At 41.3% G+C, this 8,783-nt stretch carries 8 protein-coding genes; all 8 read right to left on the bottom strand.

The window, feature by feature from the left end:
• The coding region (locus RDS42_RS09190) for a hypothetical protein (RefSeq protein ID WP_308783402.1) at window positions 1-407 on the bottom strand (407 nt) is incomplete at its 3' end.
• 3 nt (window positions 408-410) lie between these two features.
• Window positions 411-1,199, bottom strand: coding sequence for a class B sortase (gene srtB, locus RDS42_RS09185; RefSeq protein WP_308783401.1), 789 nt, complete (start codon window positions 1,197-1,199; stop codon window positions 411-413).
• A gap of 46 nt (window positions 1,200-1,245) precedes the next feature.
• Complete coding sequence (locus RDS42_RS09180; protein WP_308783400.1) at window positions 1,246-2,436, bottom strand: CHC2 zinc finger domain-containing protein; 1,191 nt, start codon at window positions 2,434-2,436, stop codon at window positions 1,246-1,248.
• 66 nt (window positions 2,437-2,502) lie between these two features.
• Window positions 2,503-3,435: a hypothetical protein gene (locus RDS42_RS09175; protein WP_308783399.1), complete on the bottom strand. Its 933-nt coding sequence runs from the start codon at window positions 3,433-3,435 to the stop codon at window positions 2,503-2,505.
• A gap of 89 nt (window positions 3,436-3,524) precedes the next feature.
• Window positions 3,525-5,768 carry an ATP-dependent RecD-like DNA helicase gene (locus RDS42_RS09170; RefSeq protein WP_308783398.1) on the bottom strand — a complete coding sequence of 748 codons (2,244 nt, stop codon included), beginning with the start codon at window positions 5,766-5,768 and terminating at the stop codon, window positions 3,525-3,527.
• On the bottom strand, window positions 5,746-6,147 hold the full coding sequence (locus tag RDS42_RS09165; RefSeq protein WP_308783397.1) for a DUF4406 domain-containing protein: 402 nt from the start codon (window positions 6,145-6,147) through the stop codon (window positions 5,746-5,748). The genes RDS42_RS09170 and RDS42_RS09165 overlap by 23 nt, the downstream gene beginning before the upstream one ends.
• Window positions 6,147-7,184: a lambda-exonuclease family protein gene (locus RDS42_RS09160; RefSeq protein WP_308783396.1), complete on the bottom strand. Its 1,038-nt coding sequence runs from the start codon at window positions 7,182-7,184 to the stop codon at window positions 6,147-6,149. The genes RDS42_RS09165 and RDS42_RS09160 overlap by 1 nt, the downstream gene beginning before the upstream one ends.
• A 12-nt stretch (window positions 7,185-7,196) precedes the next feature.
• On the bottom strand, window positions 7,197-8,339 hold the full coding sequence (locus RDS42_RS09155) for a transposase (protein WP_308783395.1): 1,143 nt from the start codon (window positions 8,337-8,339) through the stop codon (window positions 7,197-7,199).
• Window positions 8,340-8,783: the final 444 nt, after the last annotated feature.

Below are 8,783 nucleotides of genomic sequence, written 5' to 3'. Positions count from 1 at the left end.
ATCTGTTCTGCCTTTTGAGGCAAAATCTTTTTAAACAGTTCCATATAGCGCTCATATCCGGCTGAAATCAATGGACCACGAAGTGATGTTTCTGACCAAAGTAGCAGTTCTTCTTCCTCAGAATAATACGGAATATTACTAACTGTAAATTTCCCACCAAAATAATGGGGTGTACTGACTTTCAAAAAATCCTGCATATCCTGCTTTGTCGATACCAGTGGCAAACCTTTCATTTTTCGCACAAAAAAAGCCTCTACCACATCGGGTAAGAAGCCTTTCTTTAAATAAGCATTTGCTCTGCCAAATATTTGGGTTAAACACTCCAGCCGTACTTCTCTTTCTTTTTCGCTGCAAGTTGTATCTAGCACAACCTCTACCAATGCCTTTGCATATTCAAAATCTAACATCTGTTATTCCTCCATTTTTATTTTCTGTTTCAGTTTTCCATGTACTAAATAGCGATAATCCTTTCGGGTATTTACACAAGTTGATAAGGTCACCACCTGATTCTCCCTGGTAACTGTCGTCCCTGTGTTATACTCAGCACTTCTTTGTAGTGTTTCCAGAAAAACTTCATAGTCCTCAGAAGTAGGAAAATCATAAGTATATGCTGGATGATCCGTCGGTGCTGCATAACAGGAAAAAATCTGATACTCATAAATATATCCTGGCACATACATATAAAAACAGGGATAGTTTCGATAAAGTGCCTGTGACTGATACTGATCCAGGGTTCCAAACATGCTCCCATCCTTCATATTATGCCCATAAATAATGGAATTTCTGTCTGATAAATCCTCCTGGTTGTGAAAGTCCATAAAAATACTGCCACTTTTATGATTTTCTCCTGTAATCAGGTGATGCAGATAATAGTCATTATCCCTCCCCTGGACTACAGGATAACTAATTTCCAAACCAGGAATCTCAATCCATGCAATGACATCTGGATTGATTTCTTCCAGCTTGTTAAAATCCACCTGTAGGAATCCCTGCTCTGCGACCTCCTCTGGTGTTTCCCCGGGAACCGCTTCTGGTGACAGGTCTTGATCCTCTATCTTTTGCGTAAACTCTTCCATCTGCTCATAGACTTTTTGACTTTCCTGATAATTCAAATAAATTTGCAGTATCCTTCCTCCTGCAAATAAAAAAACAGCAATGGCTACAAGCATAAATATGCCGTAAATTTTCTTTCGTTTCATCGAATCCTCCTCTTCCATAAGACCGGACAACTTGCCCGGTCCATATTCACCCCGTATTTTTCAATACATAGTAATAATCATCAATTCCTTTGATCTGCCCATTCCACTCACCATAAGAATCCATGTCCCAAACCATACGGCTCATGGAAATAGACAATCCACTACAGATTTCATACACCTTTCTACAAGCGTTCTGTAGAATCTGCCGTTTCTGCATCTTATGCGGACAATAAAAAGTGGCTGGTTTACGTTGACAGGCATCACATTTCTCAGAATCCCCATCACAATATACCTTCATTTTTTTATCCATATCATAAGCTTCATATAGGTGCTGCAGATGCCTGCTTTTCAGCGTTTCCAAAACTGGCTTTAAATTTCTGTACTGATTCACACCAGCAACGCAAATGAACGTATCTCCAGATAAATAGTGGGCTATCGTACCTTTTAATGCACCTTCTGTTAAATAAATCTGTTCTGCGTCCAGACTTCCTATGACATGTACCGGACTCCCTGATGATACTCCATTTTGGAATTTCACACTGGAAAGCCAGATATACTTCCGTCCCTCCATTACCTGATCCAACCGTATCTGAAATCCTTGTATTTTTCCTTCCATGGATCGAATCGGTATCAAAATCCCAGAATTTTTAGAAGTAAAATTAATTGTCCATTTCCCATCGTGATCTTCATAAAATCCCGGCACACCTTTTACCGTCTGTCCGGATTCCAACAGTTTTTGTACCATATTTTTAATTCCAAACAACGGTACACTACGATACCTCTGTATCTCGATCTGTTCTTTCGTCAGCCCTCTTTTTTTAAGATCTTCCTGATGTTTATCATTTAAGGTCAATAACGACAACATTTCTTGATATGTTCGGTCAATGACATCTGCATCCGCCAACTCGGCATTAAAAATTTCTACAGGCTCTTCTTTATGAACCACCTGATAATCCGTACGGTATTCCCCCTTTCCCAGAGCTTCCCGGATCTGTCGGTTTGCCTCTGCACTGGAAACACCATGCAGTCTTCCGTATAATTCTAGCATTCCACCTGAAGCATCACACCGATTACACCGGAACACATTTTTCTGAAGATTAACATTCATTTTCCCTTTTGTTTCTCCACAAAATGGACAATTCACATCCATTGACGAAGAATTTTTATGCCGTACTCTAAGCTGCAGTAAATGCACGACATCTGTGATATCGTAGCTAAAGCCTGACATATCATACACTCTATGGTTCCTCCTTTCTTCCACAGCCTTTATTGGCTGTGGAAAGAATGTTAAGCCGGCTATTTGCTATGCCTTTGCAAGAATTACTCTGGCTGCCGCCGGTATGAAATGGTTCTGTCCATGATACTGTTCTGCGAACCATTGCAAGCTGGAAGGACTTTCTATTGCAACCTGTCCCATGGTTTTTCCACTAAATTTTCCCTGTCCTGTTACGGCTACTTGTATTGCCTGCTCATAACTCATCCATTTCACCAGTTCTTCCACTGGCATATTGGGATCCAGAGATTGCGGCTTAGAAGGCATCTGCTGCATAACTGGTACAGATCCAGTTGCCGGACTCATTACCGGATTTGTCATCTGTCCTGTACCCGTTACCCCGCCAATCGTATTTCCATTGGCTTGTGCTTCTTGATAAAACTGTTCCATCATCTGCTGCCCCGGAGTTGCTTGAGGCGGAAATGATGGCATGGTTCCTGCTGACTGATTGGGAGTCTGCTGCATTCCTGGTGCAGGGGTTTGTGCTGGCATCGCAGTCTGCATCTGTGTTCCCTGATTTACAGGAATTCCTGCATCTACCTGCATTGGATCATTTCCTTCCCCTACATCAGCAAATTGCAGACCATACCCCGCATCTGCCAAAGCTCGCCCAATTGCCGCTGTTTCTGCCATTTCAAGAAATTTATCCCCAAACTGTGTATCTGCTGTACGAAACTTCTGTGAAAAGGAATTGGCAATATAATTATCTTCCTGATCACACTTATCCAGATAAATTCTGGCTTCTACGACTGCCATATTTTCGGTAAAGTGAACAATCCGGCTGATAATCTTGCCTGTAGGATTTACCAGACGGAACCACAGCTTCCGATATTTCACATCCAGGTACCGTTGTTCCTCCTGCCCTTCATTAGAAATAACTCTGGCAAGTTCCAGCGGATAAAATCCTTCCACTTTATTCAGTTCTTCTACTGCTTTTGACTTGTTATATAATAATTCGCTCATTGCCTGCTCCTTTCTTTGGAACCGGCAGGACATCCCTTCATAAAGTAATACCCTGCCAATTCTCAACATTGAACTATTTTGCTATTTTTTTACACAGCCCGGTTGCAAATTGTTGCAGGAATCCGTCTGTTTTCCTGTCTCCGATACCGTTCATAATACTGTTGTATTTTCACTGCCAACATCGTCTTTCTGGTTCCCGTATCATCTGTGTGGATTGCCTGACAAACGGCTTTCCATTCCCCAACAATATAAACACGCTGTTTTGCCCTGGTGATTCCCGTATAAAAGATGTTTCGCTTTAGCATGGGATAAAAAGCTTTTAACCACGGAATGATGACCACCTGGCACTCACTTCCTTGGCTTTTGTGTATGGTTATGGCGTTTGCATGTTCAATCATTTCCACCTGCTCTGCCTCATACTTCACCCTTCGGCCATCTGTAAATACGATTTGAACCAGAGGGTTATTGTCCTCATCTTCAGCAATCTGTACCAATGTACCCAAATCTCCGTTACTGGCAAATTCTGTATTCTTGTTTTGAAGGATTCTGTCACCTTCTCGAAATATCTCACCGCCAAGATGAAGCTCCCTTTTTCCGGATACAGGGGGATTTACCTCGTCCTGCAGACTGCGGTTCAGTTCCAAGACACCGGCTGCACTTCTCACTTTATATGGAGAGAGTATCTGTACTTGCTCCATACCATACATCTGAATTTCCTTGAGATAGATATTTTTAATGATTTGTGCCGCCGCATCTGCTCCTGAACATTCAACCATCTGGAAATCATCCCCCCATTGCAGGTTTGTCTTTCCTTCATTGATAAGTTGAGCATTTATGGGGATGTTGCTGTCCTTCCCCTGGCGATATACCAGTTTTAAAACAGTAACCGGTATTTTCCCGCACAAGATAAGATGCCGGAACACATCTCCTGCTCCTACAGAAGGAAGCTGGTGGACATCTCCTACCAAAAGCACTCTGGCTCCTGCTTTTACCTTGTAAAAAAATTCATAGGCAAGGTGCATATCTACCATAGATACCTCATCCACATTAATAAAATCTGCGGACAATTCATCTATAAGTACTTCATAATCACCATCACCAAAAAGCCCCAATGCCATGTGCATCGTAGTTGCATCTCCACTTCCGGTACTCTCTGCCATTCGCCTTGCGGCACGTCCAGTCGGTGCCATCAGTTTCACTTCATTCCCGCATTTTTTCTGATAGATATACAAGATGATCTTCAAAACCGTTGTTTTTCCGGTTCCAGGTCCTCCAGTAATAATGCTGATCGGGTTTGCAAAAACCATACGTACTGCTTCTTTCTGCTGTTCGGATAATGTTATGTTTAAATCCTCCTGTGCTTCCTCCAGTTCCTTTTCAATCGTAAGAGCTGGAATTTGCTCGTGCAATTTTCTTGCAATCATAGAGGCTGTATCCTCTTCTTCCTGATGCTGTTTGGTAATGTAGACCCTGTTTTCTTCTACCACGATACTGTCCTGCATGACCAGACGATATAACACTTTTAAGATCTCTGTTTCCGTCACCGGCTGAAGATCTGGTTCTTTATTCAGAACCTTCAAGGCATCTTTCACCAGAATTTCCTGCTCCAGATATAAATGTCCGTTCTGCTTCATAGCTTCCCGCAGTACATAACTGACACAGCCGGAAATACGCATAGGATCATTGGTTGCAGCACAGCACTGCCTTGCAATGGCGTCCACGGTGAGAAAACCAAACCCTTTGACTGAACAGAGTATATAAGGCTGCTTCCGAATAATTTCTACGGATTGATCCCGAAACTTCTGAAGAATCATATTTGCTTTTTTAGGCGTAACATGAAACGGTGATAAAAATGTCATCAGTTCCCGGAATACTTTATTTTTTCCAAAAGAATCCACAATACGGTCCAGTTTTTTTTGAGATATCCCCTGAATCTTTAATAATTCCTGTGGATACTTTTCCATTACCTCCAGGGTGTCCAAACCAAAGCGATTGACAATCCGTTCTGCTGTTTTGGGACCAATTCCTTTTAAAGAACCACAAGAAAGGTATCCTAAGATACCTTCCCTTGTTCTAGGTACAACTTCCAAAAAAGTTTCCACCTTGTATTGTGTTCCATAGGAACTTATTTCCCACTCCCCTTCCATCTCGATTTCGATTTCATCCGTAAGAGGCAAATCATATCCTTTGGCAGTAAATGAAATGATTTTTTTATCTGCCCAAAATTTATCTCTGGCAGAAAGAGGAACCTCATGATCCAGCGTAGAAAATAATGCAACCGTATATCCGTTTTCTTCATTTTGAAAAATCTTACGTATATATTTGCACCGCATCGTCTACACTCCTCCAGTTCTCTACCTTCATCAATTCGCCTGGTTTCATCTTGGAATCATACCAATAAACGTCTTTTCCCTTTTCAAATGCTGTCTGAATCTCTCTTCTCATTCCCTCACTGATACATGAACCACAAATAATCAATACTTCACATAAATCCAGCATCAAAGCTCCAATCTGCATTGCAGTCTCACGCTCTTCCGGGATACGGTCATCCAACATAAGTGGTAGATGAGCGTGTGAAGCAAATGTACGGCAATGATACAGCCTTTTCATCTGCATGAGATAGTATTTTGCCAGTTCCATATTATGCTGCACGCCTTCTGGATCCGGCGCAGACAGCGTAGAACAGATATATGCCTTTTTTCCTTGTAACATTATGCAACCTCCTTTTTAATCCGGAAAATTCTGCTTTCTGTCGTGCTTGTGTACTCTTCGTAGATATCCGGATGTTGATTTTTCAGTTTCTCCATATTTTCTTTTCCAATCTGGGTGCGTATCGTAGGATTATAAGTAATCCGGTAACGGAAACTCCCATCCTCGACTACTGCCTTACACCCTTGTCCAAGAAGCTCGACAAACGGTACGCTCAATGCACGTTGTTCCGCTTCAATCTCCTTTTTTCTTTTTTCCAATTGGGATTTTTCTTCAGATAATTCGAGATATTTTTCAAGACTGCGTGATTCCAAGGTAGATATGCTGATTTCAGGAATTGATTTGTCTGCGTAACCACTATATTTCCGGATACTGGCCAAAATAAGATCTGGCTTTCCAGAATACGGTGGTTCTATTTTCTTCTGCACATATTCTTCCCAGAAGTATTTCTCCTGGTCAATGAGTTCTTCTTCCTCCCTTCCATCCCGTTCCAGGCACCGATAAACAAATTCGTTTTCATTATTTCCATAAAGGCAGGCAATATATGCTTTATTCATATTCATGACTGCAAGATAATGACGGACCTGCAAAACATAGTTTTCAGGAATCCCATCATCTGCCCATTTGTCTTTTGCATTGTAATTACAGGTTTTGCATTCCAAAATCCCAATGCTGCCATCTGGAAAACGGATGAAATAATCCACATCCGCTAACATAAACGGATATAGCGGATGCCGGAACATTTTTCGTACAGGGAAAACTTCAAGTCCAGTCTTCTTGGCAAAAATCATAGCAACCAAATCTTCCAGGCGGTGTCCCACTTCTTTCGCTACCCAGTTTTCTTCCTCTTCTTCGATTACTGGCGTAACACCAATTTTATCGAAATACAAATCCCTGATTGTCGCAAATGGGGATAAGCCCATGATTGCCGCTGCATCGCTTCCACCAATACCAAGACGCCGGTAATCCAACCAATCTTCTCGGCTCAAATCTGCTATATCAACCAGAACTTCCGGCTGATAATTTAATGCTGTATTCATCTCATGTCCTCCTTATAATTTAATTGCTCCATATACATCAAACCCTTTCCAGTCAAAGACCAGAGTTTTTGCAATATCTTCTTCCAATTTTAAAATCCGTGGTGCAGAAAACCCTTCACAAGCAGCAAAGAAAGCAGCTTCGTGCATGGCAAAATACAGATCATGGGCTGTACATGGTTCTTCCCCATATTGTCCCACAAAAAGATCTACTACTTCATTTCGAATTTTCTGGTTAATTTTGAGTTCCTTCATAATCAGGTGCAGGCAGTTTACAGGATTTTGGATTTCTATATCCATCAAACCAACAATTCCTTTAACTGCTTCCTGATAACGGGAGAAAATTTTGTCCAGATTATTCCGGAAATCCTGTAAGGTCGCCCCTCTATCATGTGACAGTTTGATAGGACTTCCCAGGTTAATGACACGGTTACTGGTTTGTGAGAGCATCATGGGATACAGATTCACACCACTTACTGCTACATCAGAAGTAGTCAGGCGCAGTGCAGGAGCAAGGCTCTTATCCTCAATTCCATGATCCTCCAAAGCCTGGTGATACGTATCCAAAAGTTCCTGATTTCCTCCTAAAGTCCACATAGCGGACACAATGGAATGGTCAAAACTTCCAGATCCCTCCAGATAAGTACTTCCCTTAAAATGTGCTTTCAGATAATCACTTGTCATATTGAAGATTGTCTGCATATCCAGTACACAGTAATCATGATCATCACCGCCATGTACTGCAGATACTTTTCCATCTGCCACCTTGATTAAGGCATCTCCTTTCGCTACCTGAAGACAGTAGTTTACTACCTTTGCATAAGTAGCTTTCTCCAGTTTCTTTAATCCTGTTCCATTAATGCCGGCTCTTTTCAGAATTGTATGGATAGCACAGTCACGAATCGGATAAAAATCCTTGTTCACTTTTAATACCAACTGGGTATTCTTTTCTGTATCCTCTACTATTCCTTCCAGTTCTTTTTCACAGGCTTCTTCAATGGTTTCTGCCTCCTTTTCCAATGGAACCAGTTTTAGCATCCTGGTAGGCTTACGAATCCACTTGGACTGCTTTGCCCTCTCAGCCAGAAATTCCAGCATCTCCGTTGTACTTGCAAATGTAGTGCAAAACTCATCTGCATAAATCTTTGTTTCTTTCATGTGTGTACCACCTTTCTTAAATTTATTTATCCATAAACAGCCAAAGCTGATTGTGGCAATCCTACCTTTCATTAGGGCATAAAAAAAGAATGAAAAGTGAAGTATTCCTTCGCTATCCATTCTCATATCCCTGATAATATTACCGAAAAAACAAAAGTGCCGCTATTGCCCCATAAGGACAGATAGTGACACTTTATACAATCATAAACAACTTATGCGGAATAAGCAGCCTTACTGCTCTCCTTGAGTCTTCGGATTTATACAAATCCAAAACTCCCCCTATGGGTGTGCATAAAATTAACTATAGCAGTATAGTAGCACATGTTATAGTATATGTCAATCTTCATGCACAATATATTGTATGTTCTTAAATACTCTGCTTTGCATATATGACTTCAATTAAAATATTGAAATATCACGTATCCCACCTCTCTTTTTTAAAGT

The sequence above is a fragment of the uncultured Blautia sp. genome, assembly GCF_902497045.1.
GTDB lineage: Bacteria > Bacillota > Clostridia > Lachnospirales > Lachnospiraceae > Blautia_A.
Note: the sequence above shows the minus strand (reverse complement) of the source record. Positions and strands in the feature narration are given on the sequence as shown.

Excerpts from the sequence above, each read along its gene's own strand:
- srtB (WP_308783401.1), bottom strand. The coding sequence starts at position 1,199 with ATGAAACGAAAGAAAATTTACGGCATATTTATGCTTGTAGCCATTGCT.
- RDS42_RS09175 (WP_308783399.1), bottom strand. The coding sequence starts at position 3,435 with ATGAGCGAATTATTATATAACAAGTCAAAAGCAGTAGAAGAACTGAAT.
- RDS42_RS09170 (WP_308783398.1), bottom strand. The coding sequence starts at position 5,768 with ATGCGGTGCAAATATATACGTAAGATTTTTCAAAATGAAGAAAACGGA.
- RDS42_RS09165 (WP_308783397.1), bottom strand. The coding sequence starts at position 6,147 with ATGTTACAAGGAAAAAAGGCATATATCTGTTCTACGCTGTCTGCGCCG.
- RDS42_RS09160 (WP_308783396.1), bottom strand. The coding sequence starts at position 7,184 with ATGAATACAGCATTAAATTATCAGCCGGAAGTTCTGGTTGATATAGCA.
- RDS42_RS09155 (WP_308783395.1), bottom strand. The coding sequence starts at position 8,339 with ATGAAAGAAACAAAGATTTATGCAGATGAGTTTTGCACTACATTTGCA.